This window comes from Pseudomonas sp. Z1-12 (genome assembly GCF_051132015.1).
GTDB lineage: Bacteria > Pseudomonadota > Gammaproteobacteria > Pseudomonadales > Pseudomonadaceae > Aquipseudomonas > Aquipseudomonas zanjanensis.
In genome coordinates this window covers 4,816,697-4,837,592 of record NZ_CP071647.1, presented here as the reverse complement: position 1 = coordinate 4,837,592, position 20,896 = coordinate 4,816,697, and the positions used below count along the sequence as shown (strand labels likewise).

Sequence of the window (20,896 nt, the reverse complement as noted above, 5' to 3'; positions counted from 1 at the left end):
CATTAGTGACTATTCGACCTCTTTTCGCTGCCCTGGCCGTTCTGGCTCTGGCGGGCTGCGCAGCCGATCCGGCGCCGAATGAACAGATCCGCCTGACCGAACAGGCATTGAAGCAAGCCCGGGCCGTTGGCGCCACTGTCGACGAAGTGCCCGAATTGAAACTGGCTGAAGAAAAATTCGCCCGCGCCAAATCCAATATGGCAGATGAATCCTACAAGAAGGCGCGCATGCGGGCCGAACAGGCTGAACTCGACGCCCGACTGGCCGAAGCGAAGGTGCTGACCCTCAAGAGCCAGGAGCAACTGAACGTGCTCGACACCCGCATCAAGCGCTTGCGCAAGCAATTGAGGGAGGATGCCCAATGAAGCACTCCCACGTATTGGGCGGCCTGGTCCTCGCCAGCCTTGCCAGCTTGTATGGCTGTGCCGGCCAGCGCAGCGAAGCGGCGCTCGAACAGGCCAGCACCGATTTCCAGAAGGTCAAGGAAGACGCCAACGTATTGCGTGCCGCGCCCCGGGATGTGATCCGCGCTGGCGAGTCCCTGGCCCGTGCCGATCGCCTGTCCAGCTACTGGGGCAGCGGTGAGGATGTGCAGCATTACGCCTACCTGAGCCAGCGCTACAGTGCGATCGCCCGAGAGCACAGCAACCAGGTGCTCAACGAAGAGCGTGCGGCGAAGCTCGAACTGGAGCGCCAGCGCCTGCAATTGGCCTTGCGTGAGTCCAAATTGTTGAGCGTGCAGCAGCAGGGCAAATGGCTCGAAGAACAGATCATGGCGATGGCGACCACCCAGACTGATCGCGGCTTGGTGATGACCTTGGGTGACGTGCTGTTCGACACCGGCGAAGCGGAACTGAAAAACTCGGCCAACCGGGTCGTGCTCAAGATCGTGCAGTTCTTGCAGCTCAATCCCAAGCGCGTGGTGCGTATCGAGGGGTACACCGACAGCACCGGCGGCAAGCAGGAAAACCTCAAGCTGTCCCGCGACCGCGCACAGTCGGTGGCGGATGTGCTGGTGGACTTGGGGATTGATGAAAAACGCATCCAGGTCGAAGGCTACGGTGATGAGTATCCGGTGGACGTCAACGCTTCCGAGCGTGGCCGGGCACAGAACCGCCGCGTGGAAATTGTGTTCTCCGACGAAAAAGGCCAGCTCGGCGCCGCCCGCTAAGGGCTGCGTCACTGGAAAACCCGGCCCCTGTAAAAGGCGCCGGGTTTTTTTGGCCCTGCAATCGATGCAGGATGAGTACAGTTAGAGCTGTCACTCCACTGTACTGTCGAGTAATCTGGCAACTGTCCCAGTACACTTCTAAACTGTTCCGGTATCGTTTCCGACAAGAATAAAATGCCCGTGAAATCGAGTGCTGCGTCATGACCAACCTCCTGCTCTATCAACGTATTGCTCAACAGCTGGCGGAAGACATCCGGCGCGGTGTGTATCAGCCTGGTGAACGTGTGCCTTCGGTGCGCAAGATGAGCTCGCAGCTCAACGTCAGCCACGCCACGGTGCTGCAGGCCTATGCCAACCTTGAAGACCAGGGGCTGATTCGCGCACGGCCGCAATCGGGCTACTACGTTCACCAGACGCCGGCCCTGACCGCACCGACGCCGGACATTGCCCGGGTTGAGCGTCCAGGGCTGGTGACGCGCAGCAGCATCATCCAGCAGGTATTGGTCGAGTCGCGCCGCGAAGGGGTATTCCCCCTGGGCGCGGCGGTGCCGAGCGTCGACTACCTGCCGGTTCGGGCCTTGCATCAGCAATTGGCCAAGGTCACGCGTTTCCACAGCCCGCGGGCGTTCAGCTACATGTTCAGCCCGGGCTTCGAGCCGTTGCGGCGCCAAGTGGCGATTCGCATGCGCGATGCCGGTGTCGTGGTGGACCCTTCTGAAGTCGTGATCACCCATGGCTGTGTCGATGCGTTGCAGATGTCCTTGCGGGTGCTGACGCGGCCGGGGGACTTGATCGCCGCCGAGTCGCCGACCTACTACGGTTTGCTGCAATTGGCGGATCTGTTGGGTCTCAAGGTCATCGAGATTCCCAGCGACCCGGTTACCGGTATGAGCCTGGAAGCCTTGCAGTTGGCGGCCAACCAGTGGTCGATCAAGGCGTTGGTGCTGACCACGCGCCTGAGCAATCCCCTCGGCGGCACCATGCCCGAAGAGCGGCAAAAGCAGTTGCTGCGCCTGGCGTCGGACTTCGATATCCAGATCGTCGAGGACGATATCTATGGCGAGCTGATGTTCGAGCAGGGCCGCACCAAGGCCCTCAAGGCCTACGACCGGCTGGATCGGGTCATCTACTGTTCGAGTTTTTCCAAGACATTGTCACCGGGCGTGCGCATCGGCTGGATGATCGCGGGGAAATTCCAGCAGGAAATACAGCGGCTCCAGACCTTCAGCACTCACTCGGCATGCAGCGTCACGCAAATGGGCATTGCCGCGTACCTGGAAAACGGCGGCTATGACCGACATTTGCGCTATATCCGCCAGGAGTACCGCAAGAACCTCAGCGCTTTCCAGCTGGCGGTGCAACAGTATTTCCCCGAAGGCACGCAAATGAGCCGTCCCACTGGCGGGTTCATCCTGTGGGTCAGCCTACCGGGGCGGGTCAATACCCAGGAATTGCATGTGCGGGCGTTGCAACAAGGCATCAGCATCGCCCCAGGGCTTATTTTCAGCAACACCGAGCAGTTCAACCACTGCATTCGCTTGAACTGCGGCACACCCTGGAACCGCGAGGCAGAGCGGGCCCTGATGACGCTGGGGTTGTTGGCGACACAATTGTGCCAAGAGACGGCCAACGGGTTCCTATAGAAATCAGCGGCTTAGCTTGATGTGCTTGTCAGCGCCTGATTATCAGGCGAGCATGGGGATCTCTGCCGTCAGTGCCGTTGTGTCTATGAAAGCCATTGTTCCTGTTGCCTGGGTTTTGATCGGCCTGTTGAGTGCCTTCCAAATGGGAGGCGTTGCCGTGGCGGCTCCGACGCAGGAAAAACCGGCCGCCAGTGTCACGAAAGATGCGCCGAAAAAAGCCACAGCGGCCAAGAAGCCTTCCCCTAAAAAGGCGACTGCGGCGAAGAAAAAGCGCGCGCCCATCGCGTCCAAGAGCAAATCCGCCCGTGAAGTCGCCAAGACCCCATTGCCGCCGGCCAAGCTGGACTTGAGCCTGCCCCGTGACATGGTCGAGGAACTGCAGCCGCCGGGTAAGGTGCCGCTGCCCAAGCGTGAACCGCTCTTGCCGTCAATGTTTGGAGATAAACCCGGACCGTTCCAGCTCAATGGCCGGCTGTTGAGCAATGAAATGCAACTGCCGCTGCGCAATCAGGAGCGCAATGAGGTGGAAGGTGCGGCGCTGGAGTTTGAATTCAAGCAGTAGGCCTCTCACAGGCGTGCCGCTCGTCACTGACCGTTCGGTCATTTCGCCAAGGGCAAAAAAACACGCAGACGGTAATTTAAAACGAGTGTTTTAGCCGTTACCCTGTGTTCTGTTACTCATCATTACCTGTCGCGAGGATGTGGTTGTCGTGAAATGCCGTGAAGGCTGTGGTGCCTGTTGCATCGCCCCCTCTATCAGTTCGCCTATCCCTGGGATGCCCCAAGGCAAGCCTGCGGGAGAACGGTGCGTGCAATTGTCCGTCGATAACCTGTGCCAGATCTTCGGCCAGTCGGAGCGTCCGGCGGTATGCTCGGCGTTCGAGGCCGACATCGAGGTGTGCGGCGACAGCAGTGAAGAAGCCATCCGCTTGATCGGTTGGTGGGAGCAAGTCACGGCAGCGTGATGGGTCAATGAACGGATCCGAAATAAACGAACTTGGACAATAAGGAAAACACTATGGGTTCGCTGCATCGTATGGCTGTGTTGTGTGGGTTGACCGTGTTGCTGGCAACGGCCACCGCTCAGGCAGAAGACTGGCAGGTTGCCAAGGAGAAGGACGGCATCAAGGTTTCCCTCAGTGAAGTAGCGGGCTCCGAGTACAAGGCTTATCGCGGCGTGACAGTGATGAAAACCTCCATGGCCAAGCTGCGCAGCTTGCAAGAGGACGTTGCGGGCGCCTGCGCCTGGATTCATGAGTGCAAGAGCCAGAAACTGCTCAAGCACGAAGGCAATCAGAGCTGGACCTACACCCAGTTCAACACGCCATGGCCGGTGACGCCCCGGGACTCGGTGCTGGAAGTCACGACCGAGGAGGGCGCCGATGGCAGCCTGACCCGCAAGCTCAAGGGCTTACCTGGGTACTTGCCTGAGGAGAAGGGTTTTGTACGTGTGACCAAGATCGACGGTTTCTGGACGTTCACGCCCAAGGGTGCGGACCAGGTCGAAGTGATCTATCAAGTCCATACCGAGCCGGGTGGTAGCGTACCGTCCATGGTGGCCAACAAGTTCGTGGTGGATGCGCCATTCAATACATTGAAAGCGTTGAAAGAGCGCGCTGAAAAATAAACAGTATTCGCTGATGAAAAGACCGCCCCCGAGGCGGTCTTTTCATGTGTGCCGTCCGAGCATCCAGCGGAACGATTGTCCCGCCGCCAATGTCGAGATAGAGGTAAGCCAGGTCCTGAATTGATCAAGGAGACACTGATGCAAAAGTGGGAAATCACTTTCATTGACGATCACGGTGAAACCACCGTCGAGCAGTTCGACTATGACCAGAAGCCCACCATGGAGCAGGCGGCCCAACTGATTCGCGAAAGGTTGCTTCCAGTGCTCAACAAGCTGGATATGAACGACTTGGAGAACCGCACCGAAGACCCGACGGTCAAGCATCTCAAGTCCCAGAACAGTATCGAAATCGTCAGCATTACACCAATTTCATGAAACCTTGCCTGGTCTCGCTTGGCAGTGGCCATCACTTGCGGCTACTCTGCAATTGAGATCAGCGAAAGGATCGCCAAGGTCCGGTCTTGTCAGCTACATGCTTGTGTCCCGACGGTCATTTGATGCCGTATCGCTTGCAGCCTGCGGGCTTCACGCACGGGAAGACGGAAAGTCTATCCATCGGTTTTAGGAGGACGTTTCATGAGCACAGCCTATCAAGAAGACATCAGCACCAGCGTATTGCGCCGCATGAAAGAAGGCGGTTTCGATTTTTCCCGATTCCATCCCATTGAGTTCTACGCCATTTTCCCGGACGAGGAGCGGGCGCGCAGGGCGGCAGGTCAATTTCGGGGAGAATCGTTGAACGCGCAGATCAGTGCACGGGACGACGGGGCTTGGTCATTGGAACTTAGCCGGGTGATGTACGCCACTTACGATGATATTGGCGACTTCGAGCAAGACTTCGAGGCCGTCGTCGAACCTTTGGGGGGCGTGATCGAAGGGTGGGGCGTCAAGCAAGAGATCCGGCGCCTGCAGGCCTGACAATCACTTACCGCAACCACAGCAACGGCTGACCTTTGTGTCGGCCGTTTTCATGTCTGCGACTAGCCGGGACCTTTGTGGGAGCCGAGCTTGCTCGCGATGGCGGCCGCAAACCAACATCACTTTCCCGCTGACTCACCACCATCCTCTCCTCCAGGTTTTGTACCTAACTGTATCGAGACCAAGCCGCGTCGTTTTTCCCTGACTATGCTCAGGAAAGCGACGCCCCTGCGTCGCAATGAAGCGGGGGGCAGCGGGTTGGGAGGATTTGCCGCACCATAAAAGTGCGCCGCCTGTGGATGGAGAATCCAACCCGTTGATCATAAAGCGTTTATGCCGATGGCACGGGGCTTGCGAAGCTTGCTGCCAGGGTGACAAGGAGTACGGCATGATCCGCAGCGGTTTTGATGAAATGTATGACGCCGACGGCCAGGTCCGGCCGCACTACCAGGCGTTTGCCCGCTGGTTGGCCGACACGCCTGACGAGCTGCTGGCGCAACGCAGGCGCGAAGCCGACCTGTTGTTTCATCGTGCCGGCATTACGTTCACGCTCTACGGTGACGAGCAGGGGACCGAGCGCCTGATTCCGTTCGACACGATCCCGCGCAGCATTCCGGCCAGCGAATGGCGGGTGGTGGAGCGCGGCTGCATCCAGCGGGTCAAGGCGCTGAACATGTTCCTGGCCGACCTCTACCACGAACAACGGATCATCCGCGCCGGCATCATTCCCGCCGAGCAGGTGCTGGCCAACGAGCAATACCAACTGGCGATGCAGGGGCTGGACCTGCACCGGGACATCTATGCGCACATTTGTGGTGTCGATCTGGTGCGCGACGGTGACGGTACGTACTACGTGCTCGAAGACAATCTTCGTACGCCCAGCGGTGTCAGCTACATGCTCGAAGACCGCAAGATGATGATGCGCCTGTTCCCCGAACTGTTCGCCGCCCAGCGCATCGCCCCCATCGACCATTATCCGAACCTGCTGCTCGACACCCTGAAAAGCTCCAGCCCACTGGACGACCCCAGCGTCGTGGTGCTGACGCCGGGGCGTTTCAACAGCGCGTTCTTCGAGCACGCGTTCCTCGCTCGGGAAATGGGTGTGGAGTTGGTGGAAGGCGCCGACCTGTTCGTCCGGGATGACAAAGTGTTCATGCGCACCACCGACGGCCCGAAAGCGGTGGATGTGATCTACCGTCGCCTCGACGATGCGTTCCTCGATCCGCTGGCCTTCAATCCAGATTCAATGCTCGGCGTGCCGGGGCTGTTGTCCTCTTATCGCTCCGGCAACGTGATGCTGGCCAATGCCATCGGCACAGGTGTAGCAGACGATAAATCGGTGTACCCGTTCGTCACCGACATGATCCGTTTTTACCTGGACGAAGAGCCGATCCTGAAGAACGTTCCTACCTGGCAATGCCGTAATCCCGCTGAGCTTTCCCACGTACTGGCGAATCTTCCCGACCTGGTGGTCAAGGAAACCCAGGGTTCCGGCGGTTATGGAATGCTGGTGGGGCCAGCCGCGACGACGGCGCAAATCGATGCCTTTCGCGAGCGGATCAAGGCCAAGCCGCACGCCTACATCGCCCAGCCGACGTTGTCGCTCTCGACCTGCCCGACCTTTGTCGAAAACGGCATCGCCCCGCGCCACATCGACTTGCGTCCGTTCGTGCTGGCCGGTCGCGAGACCCGCGTGGTCCCTGGTGGGCTGACACGGGTGGCGCTGCGCGAGGGCTCCCTGGTGGTGAACTCATCCCAGGGCGGTGGTACCAAGGACACTTGGGTGGTCGAGGATTGAGGAGCTGCCATGCTGAGTAGAACCGCCTCGGACCTGTACTGGATGTCGCGCTACCTGGAGCGGGCGGAAAACCTCGCGCGGATGCTCGACGTGAGCTATTCGTTGTCGTTGATGCCCCAGGACGGGCGTGGCGACGGCCTGCACGAGCTGGCCATGCCATTGCTGATCACCGGCACGCTGGACGATTACCGGGAGCGACACGGCGATTTGCACGCCGAGCGCCTGCTGCATTTCTTTGCCCTGGAAGCGGCCAATCCAGCCAGCATCTACAGTTGCCTGGGCTCCGCGCGAGCCAGTGCCCACGCGGTACGTGGGCGAATCACCGCCGACATGTGGGAAAACATCAATGCCACCTGGCTGGAAATTCGCGATATCGCCGAGCAAGGCTTGAATCGCTACGGCATGAGCCGTTTCTGCGAGTGGATCAAGGAGCGCTCGCACCTGTTTCGCGGCGCGACCTACGGCACCATCATGCGTAACGACGCGTTCCGGTTCATTCGCCTGGGGACTTTTATCGAACGGGCCGACAACACCCTGCGCTTGCTCGATGCCCGTTACGAAATGGCCGGTGACCAGGCCGACGCGGTCAGCGATGGCACGGCCCACGCGTACTACCAATGGAGCGCCTTGTTGCGGGCCTTGTCGTCCTTCGAGGCCTACACCGAGATCTACCGTGAAGCCCCGGGCGCTCGCCATGTGGCGGAGCTGCTGCTGTTGCGCGCCGACGTGCCGCGCTCGCTGCGCGCCTGCACCGAAGAAATCAACCAGATCCTCGCCAGCCTGCCGGGCACCAACGGCCGGCAGGCACAACGGCTGGCGGCTGAAATGGACGCACGCCTGCGCTACACCGGCATCAACGAAATCCTCGACGGGGGCCTGCATGCCTGGCTCACCGAATTCATCCCACTGGTCCGTGAACTGGGCAATGCCATTCACAGTTCCTACCTGGAGGTCATATGAGACTCTCGATCAGCCACGAAACGGCCTACCACTATGAAGACCAGGTTCGCGCCAGCATCCAATATCTGCGCCTGACGCCCCACGACAGCGAACGCCAGCACGTGCTGAGCTGGCAGCTTGATTTGCCACGGCCCGTGCGGGCGCAACTGGATCCGTTCGGAAACATCCTGCACGTACTGACCCTGGATGAGCCCCACGAAACGGTGATCATCGGCGCCCGCGGGCAGGTGGATATCGATCCGTCGCGCGAAGCCGAACATGAAAGCCAGTCGGCGCTGCCGTTCCTGCGCTTCACCCGGCTGACCGAGGCGGACGAGGCTCTTCGAACCTTCGCCGCGCAGCAATGCCAGCAGCGTCGCGATCGTACGGCGCTGATCGACCTGATGCAGGGGCTGAACCAGCACATGATCTATACCCCTGGCACGACGGCGATCGAGACCAGTGCGGCCCAGGCTTTTGCCGGTCGTAGCGGGGTGTGCCAGGACCATACCCACGCCTTCCTGGCGTGCGCGCGTAGCCTGGGCGTGCCGGCGCGTTATGTGTCGGGGTATCTGTTCAGCGAAGAAAGCGAACACCTGGCGAGCCATGCCTGGGCAGAAGCCTGGCTGGACGACGCCTGGTACAGCTTTGACGTGACCAACCAACTGGCCCGTCCGGAGCGGCACCTGAAACTGGCCGTGGGCCTGGATTACCTGGACGCCTGCCCGGTGCGAGGCATGCGCCGCGGCGGCGGTTGCGAGCAGATGCACGCCAAGCTGGTAGTGACAGCGGCGCCGGTGATCACGGTGCAACAACAATGATCATCCAGTGAGCGAGCTTTTGTGGCGAGGGAGCTTGCTCCCGCTCGAGTGCGAAGCGCTCGCAAGCTTTATAAGGGGCTGCTACGCAGCCCAGCGGGAGCAAGCTCCCTCGCCACAAAAAAGCGATCTCAAGGGGCCGATGGCTGCTTGCGTCCCGCCATATGCTTCAAATAACCCACCAGCAAATCCAGCTCTGGGTCCGGCAGCACCGTTGCGGAGAACCCGGGCATTTTTCCCTGTGGCCAGCGTCGCAGGCCTTGCGGGTCGCGGATGTAGCGCTTGAGGAAATCCCCGGAGAAGTATTCGGTGGGATTGAACGGAATGTTCAGGTCAGGACCGAACTGCGCATCGCCGGCGCCATTGAGCCGATGACACGCCAGGCAGTTTTTCTGGAACAGTGCGAAACCCTTGTTGATCGGGTCATCCTTGGCCAGCTCGGACGCCGGCAGCAGGGCCGGGAAGCGCTCAGCCACGGCCGACAGGCGCTTGATGCTCGCCACCGCATAGGGCCATTGTTCCGGGCTGATCTGACCCGCCTGCGGATCGGTCCAGACCAGATAAAAAGGCCCTGCACTGGACTTGCCTTCTCCCAGCGACGGCCAAGGCTTGGCCGGGTCCTCGATCGCCAGCCAGGCCCGGGCTCCGCTCTTGCCGAGGAGTGGCGCCGCGGGCATTTCGGCAGCGAAGCCGTCCAGGGCAACGGCTTGCAGATGGTCGTCCGGCTGGATACCCGTCAGGAGTGAAGTCAGCGGCACGGCTCGATAACTCATGGGTTTCTTGTAGGAAACGTCCTCGGCAATCTGGACCGTTCGCGCATCCGGGTGCTTGAGCAGTTCTTCGCTTTGCCAGGTGCGCGTGCTCGCGCCCAACTCCAGCACCAGTTGCGCGGCATAAAGGGGCGTGCTGAGCAGCAACGCCCCGAACACAATGAGAGCTTTCAAGTCGATCGCCTTCCATGTCGAGGGGAGCCGCGAAGGTTGGCACAGCCATCGCAGCCCGAACAGTGAACCCATCACATTTTTTGGCGATACAACGCATTGGATGATGCAGGTGCCCACGCGCAGGGTTTCAGCCAATCACCTTGGTGATATTCGGCAAAATCAACAGCAGCGTCGTGGCAAAGAGAATGAGTCCGGCTTGGCGAACTTTCGATTGTTTGAACATGGCTGACCCGCCTTTTTTGTTATTTCCTAAAAACCAGCCTGCATATCCATGACGGCTGGCGGTGCACTTCCTGTTCCGACAAGCGCCTCGGCAAAACCCGACGACTTACTTGTACAAGGATTACATTAGGGGCCGCGGCCGCCTTGGCTTAGATCCAATTCGTATCAGCTTTGAGCCATTTGCAATAAAAATGATATGAGGCGTATTGCCACCTTCCTGCTGGCCCTTTTGCTAGACAGCTTGCCCTCCTGAAACGGTTAACCCGATAGCTCGCTACCGTTCGTCTGAGCGTGGTCGTCAACGTCATTGAGCGCTGTGGTCATTGAATCCGGCGCCGCTGGGCTTATGGTTGAGGCATCACATTACGCCCGTGGTTTCGAGGATGGTCATGACCCAAGCTTTGATTTTCGACGCATTACGCACGCCTCGCGGCAAGGGCAAGGCCGATGGTGCCTTGCACAGCGTCAAGCCGGTGAACCTGATGGGCGGCCTGCTCAGGGCCTTGCAGCAGCGTATGGACCTGGACACCAGCCAGGTCGACGACATCGTGCTCGGTTGCGTGACGCCGGTGGGCGAGCAGGGCGCCGATATCGCCAAGACGGCTGCGCTGGTGGCCGATTGGGATGTCAGTGTGGCCGGCGTGCAACTCAATCGGTTTTGCGCCTCGGGCCTGGAAGCGGTGAACCTGGCGGCCATGAAAGTGCGTTCCGGGTTCGAAGACCTGGTGGTGGCCGGCGGCGTCGAGTCCATGTCCCGGGTGCCCATGGGCAGCGATGGCGGTGCGTGGGCGCTGGACCCACAGTCAAACCTGCACGGCCACTTCATTCCCCAGGGCATCGGTGCGGACTTGATCGCCACCCTGGAAGGCTTCAGCCGCGAGGACGTCGACGGTTACGCACTGCATTCCCAGCAAAAAGCCGCGCGCGCCCGGGCCGACGGTTCGTTCGATAAATCCCTGGTTGCCGTGCGGGACCAGAATGGCATCGTGCTGCTGGACCACGACGAATTCATCCGCGCCGACTCCACCCTCGACGGCCTGGGCAAGCTCAAACCGAGTTTCGAAGCCATGGGCCAGATGGGTTTCGATGGCACGGCGTTGCGGGTGTATAGCCATGTCGAGCGAATCAATCATGTGCACACGCCGGGCAACAGTTCCGGCATCGTCGACGGTGCGGCGCTGATGTTGATCGGTTCCGAAGCCAAGGGGCGCGCCATGGGCCTGCAACCCCGGGCGCGAATCGTCGCCACGGCCGTCACCAGCACCGACCCGACCATCATGCTCACCGGCCCGACACCGGCCACCCGCAAGGCCCTGGCCAAGGCCGGGCTGCGGGTGGAGGACATCGACTTGTTCGAAGTCAACGAAGCCTTCGCCTCGGTGGTGCTCAAATTCATCCGGGACATGGCCATCGATCCCGCCAAGGTCAACGTCAACGGTGGTTCCATCGCCCTGGGACATCCCTTGGGAGCCACCGGCTGCGCAATCCTGGGCACATTGCTCGACGAGTTGGAAGCGCGTCGCCTGCGCTATGGCCTGGCGACCCTCTGTGTCGGCGGCGGCATGGGCATTGCCACCGTCATCGAACGCCTCTGAGCCCGACTTCAAGGAACACCTTTCATGACCGATGCCATCCGTTACGAAACCGGCCAGGACCGGATCGTCGTCCTGACCCTGGACATGCCGGGCCAGAGCGCCAACACCATGAATGCGCGCTACCGCGAGGCCATGGCCGCTTGCGTCACCCGTTTGAAGGCTGAAAAGGACTCGATTGCCGGTGTGATCATCACCTCGGCCAAGCACACGTTTTTTGCCGGTGGTGACCTCAACGAGCTGGTCAAGGTCGGCAAGCCCGAGGCCAAGGCTTTTTATGACATGGTCTTGCTGCTCAAGGCGCAACTGCGTGCCTTGGAAACCCTGGGCAAGCCCGTGGTGGCGGCCATCAATGGCGCGGCCCTTGGCGGTGGTTGGGAGATCTGCCTGGCCTGCCATCGTCGTGTAGCGCTGGACCTGCCATCGATGCAGCTCGGCTTGCCGGAAGTTACCCTCGGCCTGTTGCCGGGCGGCGGCGGGGTGGTGCGGATGGTGCGCCTGCTCGGCTTGGAAAAGGCCTTGCCCTACCTGCTCGAGGGCAAGAAGGTCAATGCGCAACAAGCGCTGCAGGCGGGTTTGATCGATGAGCTGGCGAAGGATCGTGACGAACTGCTGGCCAAGGCCCGGGCCTGGATTCTCGCCAACCCCAGCGTCGTGCAACCCTGGGACGCAAAGGGCTATCGGCTGCCGGGCGGCACGCCGTCCGACCCGAAGGTCGCGCAAATGTTGGCAATCGCCCCCTCGATCCTGCGCAACAAGACCCAGGGCTGCCTGCCGGCACCGGAGAAGATCCTCTGCGCCGCGGTGGAGGGCGCCCAGGTGGATTTCGACACGGCCCACCTGATCGAAACCCGCTACTTCACCGAACTGACCACCGGCCAGGTGGCAAAGAACCTGATCGGCACCTTCTGGTTCCAGCTCAACGAGATCAAGGCCGGCGGCTCTCGCCCACAAGGTTTGGCGCCGTATCTGACGAAAAAAGTCGGCGTGCTCGGTGCGGGCATGATGGGAGCAGGTATTGCTTACGTTAGCGCCGTGGCCGGCATTGCGGTGGTGCTGAAGGATGTCGATCTGGCGGCAGCCGAGAAGGGCAAGGCCCGTTCGGCGGCGTTGCTGGATAAAAAGGTCGCCCGCGGACAACTCACTGCCGAGCAGCGCGAAGCCACACTGGCGCGGATTCACCCCACCGACAACAACGCGGACCTGGCCGGTTGCGACCTGATCATCGAAGCGGTATTTGAAGATCGAGCCCTGAAAGCCAGCGTGTCGGCCGCCGCCCAGGCAGTGGCGGGAGATGATGCGGTGATCGCCTCCAATACCTCGACCTTGCCTATCACCGGCCTGGCCATGGCCGTGTCGGACCCGACGAAGTTCATCGGTCTGCACTTCTTCAGCCCAGTGGAAAAAATGCCCCTGGTGGAGATCATCAGGGGCGCGCGTACCAGTGACACGACCCTGGCCCGGGGTTTCGATTTTGTCCTGCAGATCAACAAGACGCCGATTGTGGTCAACGACAGTCGCGGTTTTTTCACGTCGCGGGTATTCGGCACCTTTACCAGTGAAGGCATCGCCATGCTCGGCGAGGGCGTGGGCGCGCCGATGATCGAAACCGAAGCGCGCAAGGCCGGGATGCCGGTCGGGCCTCTGGCGATCTCTGACGAAGTTTCCCTCGGCCTGATGAGCCATATCCGCACGCAAACCGCCAAGGACCTGCGTGCAGAAGGGAAAACGCCGACTGAGCACCCGGCGTTCGCCGTGATTGATTTGCTGCTCAACGAATACAAGCGTCCGGGCAAGGCTGCTGGCGCCGGCTTCTACGAATACCCGGCCACTGGACAAAAGTATCTTTGGCCACAGCTAAAGAGCCGCTTCGAGAAAGTCGACGGGCAGATTTCCCCGCAGGATATCCGGGATCGCCTGCTGTTCATCCAGGCCCTGGAAACCGTGCGCTGCGTGGAGGAGGGCGTACTGACCTCGACGGCCGACGCCAACGTCGGCTCGATCCTTGGCATCGGCTTTGCGGCCTGGACCGGTGGTGCGCTGCAATTCATCAACCAATACGGCCTGCAAGACTTTATCGGTCGTGCCCAGTACCTGGCCGAGCAATACGGCGAACGCTTCTCACCGCCGGCCTTGTTGTTGGAGAAAGCCGCCCGGCACGAACTGTTCTGACAAACCAGGGAAGGGGCTTGCCTTGGGACCGTGTTTCAGGGCAGGCTCTGGGTGTGCAATATTCCCATCACGTGTCAGGTATTTTTTATGTCGCTACGCATCTGCATTCTGGAAACCGATATCCTGCGTCCGGAACTGGTCGACCAATATCAGGGTTACGGGCAGATGTTCCAGCGCCTTTTTTCACAGCAACCCATCGCCGCCGAATTCATCGTGTACAACGTGATGGACGGGCATTACCCCGGCGATGACGAGGCGTTCGACGCTTACCTGGTGACCGGTAGCAAGGCGGACTCCTTTGGCACCGACCCTTGGATTCAAACCCTCAAGACCTACCTGCTGGAGCGCTACCAGCGCGGCGACAAATTGCTTGGTGTGTGCTTCGGTCATCAACTGTTGGCGTTGTTGCTGGGCGGCAAGACCGAGCGCGCCACCCAAGGCTGGGGCGTTGGCACCCATCGCTACAAACTCGCCGCCAAGGCGCCGTGGATGAGCCCGGTGATGGAAGAACTGACCTTGCTGATCAGCCACCAGGACCAGGTCACCGAACTGCCCGAAAGCGCGACCGTCATCGCCTCCAGCGATTTCTGCCCGTTCGCCGCCTACCACATCAACGACCAGGTGCTGTGCTTCCAGGGCCACCCGGAGTTTATCCACGATTACTCCCGGGCCTTGCTGGAGATTCGCCAGCAACACCTCGGCGAGCAGATCTACAGCCAGGGCGTGGCAAGCCTGGCCCATGAGCACCACGGCACCACAGTGGCGGAGTGGATGATGCGTTTTGTGGCGCACAAGCCGCAGGTTGAAACCAGCCAAGCCTAAAGGTCACACCCGGTCTAATGTGGGAGCGAGCTTGCTCGCGATGGGCGCCACACAAATCCCACTGAATGATGTTTGCCTACAACCACCCCGACCGCTTGAAACTCGCCCACAAAGCGGTGCACCCCACTCCGATGAATCCAAGCACCAGAAAATACCCATAGTGCCAGGCCAACTCCGGCATATTTTCGAAGTTCATCCCATAGATCCCGGCCACGGCTGTGGGAAACGCCAGGATTGCCGCCCAAGCGGCGAACTTGCGTTGCACCACGCTCTGGCGCGACGCTTCGAGCAGCACGCCGACTTCGATAGTCTGGCTGGCGATGTCGGCCAGGGTCGCCAGGTCTTCCATTTGCCGCGTCACATGAATCTGCACGTCGCGAAAGTACGGACCCATGTTCTTGTCGATGAAGGGGAAGTCGAGTCGCTGCAGCTCTTCGCTGATTTCCACCATGGGTGCTGCATAGCGACGCAGGCGCAACACGTCGCGGCGCAAGCTGTGCAGGTTCTGGATATCCCGCTCGTTCAGGGAGCTGCACAACACGTTACGTTCCAGCTCATCGATTTCGGCGTGAATGGCCTCACCCACCGGCTGGTAGTTTTCAATCACAAAATCAAGGATGGCGTAGAGGACGAAATCTTCCCCATGCTTCAGCAAGAGGGGACGTGCCTCACAACGCTGTCGGACGTGGGCGTAGGACGCTGAATGGCCGTTGCGAGCGGTGATGACGTAGCCCTTGCCGGCAAAGATATGGGTCTCGATGAACTCCAGCTTGCCGTCCTTGCGTATCGGCGAATACGTGACGATGAACAGCGCATCGCCAAAGGTCTCCAGCTTGGGGCGGCTGTGTTTCTCCATGGCGTCTTCGATCGCCAGTTCGTGCAGGTTGAATTGACGCTGCAGGTTGGTCAGCTCCAGCGTGCTGGGCTCTTCGAGACCGATCCATACAAAGTGACCCGGTTTGGCAGCCCAGGCGCTGCCTTCGTCGAGGGTGATATTGGTGACTTTCTTACCGGCGCTGTAAACCGCAGCGGCAACGACTCTACCCATAATGGTGGTTCACTTCTTATTGGAAAATGGCAGTGGCAGGCAGCGCTCAGCTTAACGCGCCCTGTTGCTTGAGAGTCAGTGAAATCTGCGGAGTTCGGCGGTAAAAGAAAACCCGCCGTAGGGCGGGTTTTCCATTCACGCGGCTTGCAACTGCCGGTCCATGGTCGCGATGCATTCGCGCATCTGCTCGCGGCATTCGGCAATGAGCCGGGGCATGTCATCCATGCTCAATCCGGCCGTAGGAATCGCCGGCAACGAGCGTATGAGAATTTCACCGCTGCGCCAGCGATTGAGGCGCATGTGCTTGATGTAGCTGCTGACGCACACCGGAATAATCGGGACCCCAGCGGCGATTGCCATCTGGAATGCGCCTTTCTTGAAGGGCAGCAGGTCCTCGCCCAGGTTGCGCGTGCCTTCCGGGAAGACCCAGATCGAGGTGTCCTCATGCTGCAACGTATGAGTGGTGGTCAGCATCGATTGTCGCGCCTTGATCGCGTTGCCGCGGTCGATCAACACATTGCCCGCCAGCCAGAACAACTGCCCGAACAGCGGCACCCACTTCAGGCTCTTCTTACCAATGCACACGGTACGGCGCGGCACCACGTTGCCGAACATGAACAGGTCATAATTGGATTGATGATTGGCGACGATCACGCAGCCGTTGGGCTTATTCACCAGCGTGTCGACCTGCGTCCGGACCCGCAGGCGCAAAATGCACATGGCCGGCAACGCGTAGAGCCTGGCGCATAAACGACTGTTGTCCGGATTGAACGGCCGGCACAGGCCCAGAATCACCCCAAGCACACCCGCGAGGACAAAGTGCAGGCCCATCAACAACATACGCAATACAAACAGCATCTACAGGGCCCCATCGGGACAAAAGGTGGCGCAGTGTACGGACGTGCACTGTTTTCAGCAATTGCCCCTATAGAGGTAGGAAATGGACGATGTTTAAGCGCATGTTTCTAAATAGTGCGCCAGAAGCGTCCTAGAGCGGTTGCGGGTTTTTAAACGGCCCATGTAGGAAAAAGCCCAGCGCTAGGGGAGGGCTTAATCCGTGGCGAGGGAGCTTGCTCCCGCTGGGCTGCGCAGCAGCCCCAAACCATTCCACACGGTGCATCAGGAAAAACGGCTGGCAGTTTTTTACGACTGCTGCGCAGCCGAGCGGGAGCAAGCTCCCTCGCCACAACGATGTTTGGGTGATTTGTGAGCGTCAGCCCATATGCTCCTGATCCAGCAGAATCGCACTGTCCAGCGTTTCCAGCAGCGCCTTGCGAACTTTCAGCTTGGTGTTCTTGTGGGCCGACATGTTGATTTTTTTCAGTTGACGCGCTGCTTCCAGGGCTGCGCCCTGCAGTTCTTCGGCCGACACCACCTTGTCGAGGAAACCGGCATCCACGGCGCCCTGGGGATTGAACATCTCGGCATTGATCACCGAGCGATGAAAGGCCGACTTACGCAGGCGATCGCGGGCCAGTTCGATACCGGCATGGTGCATGGTCATGCCAATCTGCACTTCGTTCAGGCCAATGCTGAACGGGCCTTCAACACCAATGCGGTAATCGGCCGACAGCAGCAGGAACGCACCCTTGGCTACCGCATGCCCAGGGCAAGCGACAACGACAGGGAAGGGGTGCGACAGCAGGCGACGGGCCAGTGTCGAGCCGGCCGTGACCAGGCTCACCGCTTCCTTGGGACCGGCAGTCATCACTTTCAAGTCGTAACCACCCGACAAAATCCCCGGCTGCCCGGTAATGATCACCACCGCCCGATCCGCCGTCGCCTGGTCCAGCGCTGCGTTGAACGCGGCAATCACATCCGGCGAGATGGCATTGACCTTGCCGTTGTTCAAGGTCAGGGTCGCGATACCGTCTTCGAGATGGTAGGCAATCAAGTCGCTCATGACGCTATTCCTTGTAAGAGAAGTGTCGCAGACGTTACCCACCGCCGCAGGCCAGGTAAAGCGCCGTGACTGACTCACCGGTCAGCCCCAAGCTCGACAAACAGCCTGGCCCGCCCATCCCGCCACGCCTTCATCTATAGGGCAGTACCCACGCAACCCCGAAGATTGGCCGGTTTGCCCTGCCCAGGCGCGTTTGAATGCCCGACGAAGCTTAACCGCATGAAAATTCTGAAAAAAACCTTTGCCATCGGAAAAGCTTTCGACTACATTAGCGCGCCTCGACAGACTGAACAGTTTAGCGAGATACGGTGAAGTGTCCGAGTGGCTTAAGGAGCACGCCTGGAAAGTGTGTATACAGGAAACTGTATCGAGAGTTCGAATCTCTCCTTCACCGCCAAATTCGATATATACAAAACCCCTGGTTTTCCAAGAAAGCCAGGGGTTTTGTGGTTTCTGCCGTCTGAAAAATACACAAGGCACGTGGAGTATCCAGGAATAAGCACCGGCCCCCTGTGGGAGCGAGCTTGCTCGCGATGACGGCCATACATCCATGTGACTGATCCACCGCTATCGCGAGCAAGCTCGCTCCCACAGTGGCCTCGCCACTGAACAGCATCGAGCAACCTCACAGCAGTATCGGGCAAAGGTTTCTGAGCACACGCCGTTAAGGTTCTCTTGGAAGAGCGTCTTATCAACTGCATTGCTCTGAGAGAACATCATGACCCTATGGATGAATTTGGCTTGGCGCGTCCAGGCTCTTGCACTGTCTTTAATGTTTTTAACCAGCGACGTCTGGGCGTCGGAAAACACCCAACACGCGAATGCGACTCTGGTCCGCCAGGCGTTCACTAACTGGCAACAAGGCAAAGGCACGGTATTCGATCTGCTGGCGCCCAATGCGAAATGGACCGTGGCCGGGACGAGCCCAGTTTCCGGTGTCTATAACAACAAGGCTGAGCTGGCCCACGTCGTGCGCTCGATTACCGCTCGGCTGGCAACACCGATTGTCCCCACGGTGCAGAGCATCGTTGCTCAGGATGATGTCGTGATTGTGATGTGGGACGGCACAGCCACGGCGCTTGATCACAAGCCCTACAACAACACCTACCTGTGGCACATGACCTTCAAGAATGGTCAGATCATTGAAGTCACAGCCTTTCTGGACACCTACGTGCTGGACGACCTTATCCGGCGCGTAAAACCTGCACAATAGTGGTTCGGCCAAATCGCCGGCTCGCCACAGCATGAGTCCCGCCATCGCCAATAAAATGGAGTTGTGAAAAAACACAACCAGAGTACCATCGGCTCAAAGACAAGGAAGCCCATGGATATACTCACGCCATCACGTTTTGACGACGCTGCGATTTTGTACCCCAACGACAAGGCCGGGCTTGATCGATGCCTGCGCATTCTGAGGATGGCGCGCCCCAAGGCGTTCGCCGACCTGCAAAAGCTATTCGGTACGCACGGTGTCGACTTGTTCAAGCCCAGAGCGGCGATGAACTGGGTGATGATAGACGTAGGCGGCAATAATCTCAGGGTGATAGGCGGCGTCAACTATGCCCGGCAGAAGTTCTACGTCAAACACATCTACACGCATGCCGATTACGACGTTGCCAACAGCTGGTATGCAAGAAACAAAGGGGTAAGACGATGAGCGCAGCCCGGAACGACTTTCAAACCGTGATCGCGACGCTTGGCGAGCTACACGCCGTACTGGATCGCCTGCGCGGTGAGTTTGTGCATGGCATCAAGACCCCTGCCGACTATGCGCGTGCGACGGCCCTGCTCGATGCGCTTACCGACGGGCGAGAGCTGAGCAGGACCGAGGAGAGGATTCTCGTTGAGCTCGAGGACGAAATCCTGGCCTATCAGCGCGACTCCCACCAATTTCGCGAATCGAATGCCGCCTTTGAGGCGAGCTGCACGCCTGTGCAGTTGATCAAGGACTTGATGGAGACGCTCGGGCTCACCGGTTCAGACCTCCCTGAAATCGGTGATAAAACGGCGGTGTCCAAGGTGCTCAATGGAGATCGGCCTATCAGCCACAAGATGGCGTACGCGCTGGCAGAGCGGTTTGCGCTGGAGCCGAGCGCTTTCTTGCCCGCGGCCCCTGCAAAGGTGGCCGCTCATATCGAAACTGTCCCTCTTCCTGTCAGTAAAACTTCCACCCATTATGTTTTGCACGAGGACTCCCTGACCGCATATTCAGTGGAAGAGGCCGGTGCCGGTGAATACAAAGTGGTGACTTCGAAGGGCCGCAGAAAGACAGCCAAAGGGCGGGGCAAGGGGTAGGGCAATCATCTGCTGATCAAGGGGCAGCGTTGGTTGTCGATCCACGCGAGTTGAGGATGATCCGCACCCCCATGACCACCCCAACCAGCACAGCCGCAAGACCTGACATCTCCAGAAGTGTCGGCATCCGATGATGAAACCACAAGCCCAGTAGCGTTGCGAACAGCGACTCCAAGGCGATCAGTTGCCCGGAAAGCACCATGGGCAAACGCCGGGACGCGGCGTTCCAGGCCCAGGCCCCGACAACGGATGACATCAGCGCAATCACGAACCCCCAGAGATATAAAGGCCCCGCGACGGAAACAGCAAAACCCAGGCTCGGCAGTTTGAGCAGGTCGAGTGCTTGTACTGCCGGTAACAAACACACAGTGCCGATGCCGGCGCCACTCATCATCAGGCCAGTCCAGGCGCCGGACGCCTGGGGTGGCAGTGTCAGCAGGGCGCGCTGGTTCACCCAGCTGAATGCGAGCCACAAGACCACGGCACCGATTGAAAACAACAAGCCCATCAGCCAGGAACCGTCGCTTGCAACGGGTTGATGGACAGCGCCGAGATTCGACAGCAGAAGCCCAACCGTCAAGAACATCAGTGGGATCGTCAGTTTGCGCCACTGGAGGATTTTGGTCGTGGCGTTGCCCAGCAATGCCAGCAAGACCGGCACCATGCCAATGAAGGCCGGTGTCAGCACCGGCCCGCCGAAGATGATGCCGGCGGCGATGCAGGCGCTATAGCCGAGATAGCCAATCACGCCCAGGCCTGCGGCCAGCAGCACCTGATTGCGACGCAGCCGCCGAAGCTCGGCCCGATAGAGCAGCACGACAGCCAGGCCCAGGGCACCGGCGATTAGGAACCGTACGATCATCAAGTCATAGATCGTGTAGGCGCCGGTGACGTAGGGCGCAATGAAGTTCAACGCCCAGCTCAGCGTCGCGACCACCGCGAGGGCCAATCCGGTGATGAGGTTTGAGTGGGCCTGGATCATCA

At 59.8% G+C, this 20,896-nt stretch carries 22 protein-coding genes and 1 tRNA gene; 18 read left to right on the top strand and 5 right to left on the bottom strand.

The window, feature by feature from the left end; translation table 11 throughout:
* Positions 1-5: 5 nt before the first annotated feature.
* The 11 genes from J3P85_RS20810 to J3P85_RS20760 all read left to right on the top strand — a co-directional run bounded on the left by J3P85_RS20810 (position 6) and on the right by J3P85_RS20760 (position 8,917).
* Positions 6-365, top strand: coding sequence for a DUF4398 domain-containing protein (locus J3P85_RS20810; RefSeq protein ID WP_186707219.1), 360 nt, complete (start codon positions 6-8; stop codon positions 363-365).
* Positions 362-1,171 (top strand): OmpA family protein, encoded by an 810-nt coding sequence (locus tag J3P85_RS20805; protein WP_250962567.1) that lies wholly within the window; start codon positions 362-364, stop codon positions 1,169-1,171. Before J3P85_RS20810 ends, J3P85_RS20805 begins: the two co-directional genes overlap by 4 nt.
* Positions 1,172-1,371: 200 nt before the next feature.
* Positions 1,372-2,814, top strand: a complete 1,443-nt coding sequence (locus J3P85_RS20800; RefSeq protein ID WP_014339472.1) for a PLP-dependent aminotransferase family protein — start codon at positions 1,372-1,374, stop codon at positions 2,812-2,814.
* Positions 2,815-2,899: 85 nt separating this feature from the next.
* Positions 2,900-3,376, top strand: a complete 477-nt coding sequence (locus J3P85_RS20795; protein WP_434703297.1) for a translation initiation factor 2 — start codon at positions 2,900-2,902, stop codon at positions 3,374-3,376.
* A 148-nt stretch (positions 3,377-3,524) separates the two neighbouring features.
* Complete coding sequence (locus tag J3P85_RS20790; protein WP_186707222.1) at positions 3,525-3,779, top strand: YkgJ family cysteine cluster protein; 255 nt, start codon at positions 3,525-3,527, stop codon at positions 3,777-3,779.
* Between the two features lie 53 nt (positions 3,780-3,832).
* The gene (locus J3P85_RS20785) at positions 3,833-4,441 is read left to right on the top strand and encodes an START domain-containing protein (RefSeq protein ID WP_434703295.1); all 609 of its coding nucleotides are present in this window, start codon (positions 3,833-3,835) and stop codon (positions 4,439-4,441) included.
* 138 nt (positions 4,442-4,579) lie between these two features.
* A complete protein-coding gene (locus tag J3P85_RS20780) occupies positions 4,580-4,816 on the top strand; it encodes a hypothetical protein (protein ID WP_434703294.1) in 237 nt (78 codons plus the stop codon).
* 201 nt (positions 4,817-5,017) lie between these two features.
* Positions 5,018-5,359, top strand: coding sequence for a ribonuclease E inhibitor RraB (locus J3P85_RS20775; RefSeq protein ID WP_434703293.1), 342 nt, complete (start codon positions 5,018-5,020; stop codon positions 5,357-5,359).
* A 388-nt stretch (positions 5,360-5,747) separates the two neighbouring features.
* The gene (locus tag J3P85_RS20770) at positions 5,748-7,157 is read left to right on the top strand and encodes a circularly permuted type 2 ATP-grasp protein (protein ID WP_434703291.1); all 1,410 of its coding nucleotides are present in this window, start codon (positions 5,748-5,750) and stop codon (positions 7,155-7,157) included.
* 9 nt (positions 7,158-7,166) lie between these two features.
* Entirely contained in the window at positions 7,167-8,117 is a 951-nt protein-coding gene (locus J3P85_RS20765; protein WP_434703290.1) for an alpha-E domain-containing protein, read from the top strand.
* Entirely contained in the window at positions 8,114-8,917 is an 804-nt protein-coding gene (locus J3P85_RS20760; protein ID WP_434703289.1) for a transglutaminase family protein, read from the top strand. Before J3P85_RS20765 ends, J3P85_RS20760 begins: the two co-directional genes overlap by 4 nt.
* Before the next feature lie 128 nt (positions 8,918-9,045).
* Here J3P85_RS20760 and J3P85_RS20755 read toward each other — a convergent pair whose 3' ends face one another.
* On the bottom strand, positions 9,046-9,858 hold the full coding sequence (locus tag J3P85_RS20755; protein WP_434703287.1) for a c-type cytochrome: 813 nt from the start codon (positions 9,856-9,858) through the stop codon (positions 9,046-9,048).
* 611 nt (positions 9,859-10,469) lie between these two features.
* Here J3P85_RS20755 and J3P85_RS20750 point away from each other — a divergent pair.
* The 3 genes from J3P85_RS20750 to J3P85_RS20740 all read left to right on the top strand — a co-directional run bounded on the left by J3P85_RS20750 (position 10,470) and on the right by J3P85_RS20740 (position 14,666).
* Positions 10,470-11,675, top strand: coding sequence for an acetyl-CoA C-acetyltransferase (locus tag J3P85_RS20750; protein WP_434703285.1), 1,206 nt, complete (start codon positions 10,470-10,472; stop codon positions 11,673-11,675).
* Between the two features lie 24 nt (positions 11,676-11,699).
* Positions 11,700-13,844, top strand: a complete 2,145-nt coding sequence (locus J3P85_RS20745) for a 3-hydroxyacyl-CoA dehydrogenase NAD-binding domain-containing protein (protein WP_434703283.1) — start codon at positions 11,700-11,702, stop codon at positions 13,842-13,844.
* A gap of 87 nt (positions 13,845-13,931) precedes the next feature.
* Positions 13,932-14,666, top strand: coding sequence for an amidotransferase (locus J3P85_RS20740; protein ID WP_434703281.1), 735 nt, complete (start codon positions 13,932-13,934; stop codon positions 14,664-14,666).
* A gap of 76 nt (positions 14,667-14,742) precedes the next feature.
* Here the strand turns inward: J3P85_RS20740 and J3P85_RS20735 are convergent, their stop codons facing one another.
* From J3P85_RS20735 to J3P85_RS20725, 3 genes are all read right to left on the bottom strand, one after another.
* The gene (locus tag J3P85_RS20735; protein ID WP_186707231.1) at positions 14,743-15,714 is read right to left on the bottom strand and encodes a magnesium and cobalt transport protein CorA; all 972 of its coding nucleotides are present in this window, start codon (positions 15,712-15,714) and stop codon (positions 14,743-14,745) included.
* Between the two features lie 135 nt (positions 15,715-15,849).
* The gene (locus J3P85_RS20730; protein ID WP_434703279.1) at positions 15,850-16,572 is read right to left on the bottom strand and encodes a 1-acylglycerol-3-phosphate O-acyltransferase; all 723 of its coding nucleotides are present in this window, start codon (positions 16,570-16,572) and stop codon (positions 15,850-15,852) included.
* 355 nt (positions 16,573-16,927) lie between these two features.
* Positions 16,928-17,617 carry a crotonase/enoyl-CoA hydratase family protein gene (locus J3P85_RS20725; protein ID WP_053180884.1) on the bottom strand — a complete coding sequence of 230 codons (690 nt, stop codon included), beginning with the start codon at positions 17,615-17,617 and terminating at the stop codon, positions 16,928-16,930.
* 307 nt (positions 17,618-17,924) lie between these two features.
* On the opposite strand from J3P85_RS20725, the gene J3P85_RS20720 reads away from it, so the two are divergent.
* The 4 genes from J3P85_RS20720 (at position 17,925) to J3P85_RS20705 (ending at position 19,912) form a co-directional block, all read left to right on the top strand.
* A tRNA-Ser gene (locus J3P85_RS20720) sits at positions 17,925-18,014 on the top strand.
* Between the two features lie 333 nt (positions 18,015-18,347).
* A complete protein-coding gene (locus tag J3P85_RS20715) occupies positions 18,348-18,830 on the top strand; it encodes a nuclear transport factor 2 family protein (protein WP_434706411.1) in 483 nt (160 codons plus the stop codon).
* 111 nt (positions 18,831-18,941) lie between these two features.
* Complete coding sequence (locus J3P85_RS20710; RefSeq protein ID WP_434703277.1) at positions 18,942-19,274, top strand: type II toxin-antitoxin system HigB family toxin; 333 nt, start codon at positions 18,942-18,944, stop codon at positions 19,272-19,274.
* A complete protein-coding gene (locus tag J3P85_RS20705) occupies positions 19,271-19,912 on the top strand; it encodes a helix-turn-helix domain-containing protein (RefSeq protein WP_434703275.1) in 642 nt (213 codons plus the stop codon). Before J3P85_RS20710 ends, J3P85_RS20705 begins: the two co-directional genes overlap by 4 nt.
* 16 nt (positions 19,913-19,928) lie before the next feature.
* Here J3P85_RS20705 and J3P85_RS20700 read toward each other — a convergent pair whose 3' ends face one another.
* Positions 19,929-20,894 carry a DMT family transporter gene (locus J3P85_RS20700; RefSeq protein WP_434703274.1) on the bottom strand — a complete coding sequence of 322 codons (966 nt, stop codon included), beginning with the start codon at positions 20,892-20,894 and terminating at the stop codon, positions 19,929-19,931.
* Positions 20,895-20,896 lie beyond the last annotated feature (2 nt).

Bases quoted from the DNA above. Each gene is read 5' to 3' on its own strand.
- J3P85_RS20805 (WP_250962567.1), top strand. From the start codon at position 362: ATGAAGCACTCCCACGTATTGGGCGGCCTGGTCCTCGCCAGCCTTGCC.
- J3P85_RS20800 (WP_014339472.1), top strand. From the start codon at position 1,372: ATGACCAACCTCCTGCTCTATCAACGTATTGCTCAACAGCTGGCGGAA.
- J3P85_RS20795 (WP_434703297.1), top strand. From the start codon at position 2,900: ATGAAAGCCATTGTTCCTGTTGCCTGGGTTTTGATCGGCCTGTTGAGT.
- J3P85_RS20785 (WP_434703295.1), top strand. From the start codon at position 3,833: ATGGGTTCGCTGCATCGTATGGCTGTGTTGTGTGGGTTGACCGTGTTG.
- J3P85_RS20780 (WP_434703294.1), top strand. From the start codon at position 4,580: ATGCAAAAGTGGGAAATCACTTTCATTGACGATCACGGTGAAACCACC.
- J3P85_RS20775 (WP_434703293.1), top strand. From the start codon at position 5,018: ATGAGCACAGCCTATCAAGAAGACATCAGCACCAGCGTATTGCGCCGC.
- J3P85_RS20770 (WP_434703291.1), top strand. From the start codon at position 5,748: ATGATCCGCAGCGGTTTTGATGAAATGTATGACGCCGACGGCCAGGTC.
- J3P85_RS20765 (WP_434703290.1), top strand. From the start codon at position 7,167: ATGCTGAGTAGAACCGCCTCGGACCTGTACTGGATGTCGCGCTACCTG.
- J3P85_RS20760 (WP_434703289.1), top strand. From the start codon at position 8,114: ATGAGACTCTCGATCAGCCACGAAACGGCCTACCACTATGAAGACCAG.
- J3P85_RS20750 (WP_434703285.1), top strand. From the start codon at position 10,470: ATGACCCAAGCTTTGATTTTCGACGCATTACGCACGCCTCGCGGCAAG.
- J3P85_RS20745 (WP_434703283.1), top strand. From the start codon at position 11,700: ATGACCGATGCCATCCGTTACGAAACCGGCCAGGACCGGATCGTCGTC.
- J3P85_RS20740 (WP_434703281.1), top strand. From the start codon at position 13,932: ATGTCGCTACGCATCTGCATTCTGGAAACCGATATCCTGCGTCCGGAA.
- J3P85_RS20735 (WP_186707231.1), bottom strand. From the start codon at position 15,714: ATGGGTAGAGTCGTTGCCGCTGCGGTTTACAGCGCCGGTAAGAAAGTC.
- J3P85_RS20730 (WP_434703279.1), bottom strand. From the start codon at position 16,572: ATGCTGTTTGTATTGCGTATGTTGTTGATGGGCCTGCACTTTGTCCTC.
- J3P85_RS20725 (WP_053180884.1), bottom strand. From the start codon at position 17,617: ATGAGCGACTTGATTGCCTACCATCTCGAAGACGGTATCGCGACCCTG.
- J3P85_RS20715 (WP_434706411.1), top strand. From the start codon at position 18,348: ATGAATTTGGCTTGGCGCGTCCAGGCTCTTGCACTGTCTTTAATGTTT.
- J3P85_RS20710 (WP_434703277.1), top strand. From the start codon at position 18,942: ATGGATATACTCACGCCATCACGTTTTGACGACGCTGCGATTTTGTAC.
- J3P85_RS20705 (WP_434703275.1), top strand. From the start codon at position 19,271: ATGAGCGCAGCCCGGAACGACTTTCAAACCGTGATCGCGACGCTTGGC.
- J3P85_RS20700 (WP_434703274.1), bottom strand. From the start codon at position 20,894: ATGATCCAGGCCCACTCAAACCTCATCACCGGATTGGCCCTCGCGGTG.